Origin of the sequence: Desulforhabdus sp. TSK (assembly GCF_022836495.1) — a bacterium.
Classification (GTDB): Bacteria; Desulfobacterota; Syntrophobacteria; order Syntrophobacterales; family Syntrophobacteraceae; genus Desulforhabdus.
Genome location: NZ_BQXM01000096.1, coordinates 1 through 930, shown reverse-complemented (window position 1 = coordinate 930; position 930 = coordinate 1). Strand labels below are relative to the sequence as shown.

The following is a 930-nucleotide window of genomic DNA, read 5'->3' as shown; positions in this document are numbered from 1 at the left end:
GTAATCTTCGTACGCCGAAAGGGGCTTGTTGACAAACCACATGAAGACCCGGCTCCCCTTGCGGTACACCCAGTCGGTGTCGACGCTGATCGTCGGCTCCGGATCGAGCTTTTTAAGGAGCATGAAAAACCCGAGCCCCGTGAAGAGCAGGATCCCGAGGGCGCTCGTCACATGGTCCCCCGTGTAGGGCTCAAAGTGCACGGGAAAGGGAAGGAGGGCGTAGAGGGGACCCGGAAGCACGCCGATGCCGACGCAAAGAAACGCCGCAAGCCCCATGGCGATGAGCATGTTCATGGGCGGCTCCTTGGCCTCGAGCCCCGAGTCCTTCCCGAAAAACATGTAGTAGGGGAGCTTGAGCCCCGTGTGGAGGAAGGTACCGGCCGAGGCCATGGTGAGCAGCAGGGCCACCCAGGGCAGGTGGGCGTGGGCCGCCCCCGAAACCACCATGGACTTGGTGACAAAGCCGCTGAAAAGGGGAAAGGCCGAGATGGCGAACCCTCCCACCATGTAGAGCACGAGGGTGATGGGCATCGTCCGGTAGAGGCCCCCGAGCTCGGTGAGCTTGCGAAGCCCCGTCATCTGGATGACGGCCCCGGCCCCCATGAAGAGGAGCCCTTTATAGAGGATGTGGGCGAAGGCGTGGGAGACCGACCCGTTGAGGGACAGGTCCGTTCCGATGCCGACCCCGGCCACCATGTACCCCACCTGGCTGATGATGTGGTAGGCGAGCAGCCGCCTGCAGTCGTTTTCAAGCACCGCGTAGACGACCCCGTAGAGGGCCATGATCGTTCCCATCCAAACCAGGAGCTCCGTCCCCGGAAACACCCGCACGAGCACGTAGACGGCCGTCTTGGTCGTGAAGGCCGACATGAAGACCGAGCCCGTCACCGTGCCTTCGGGGTAGGCGTCGGTCAGCCACGCGTGGAGGGG

1 protein-coding gene is annotated in these 930 nt (G+C 63.4%); it reads right to left on the bottom strand.

Going from position 1 to position 930, the window contains the following annotated elements; all coding sequences use genetic code 11:
* A partial coding sequence (locus tag MWC30_RS21645) for a proton-conducting transporter membrane subunit (RefSeq protein WP_260101156.1) occupies nucleotides 1–930 on the bottom strand: 930 nt, incomplete at both ends.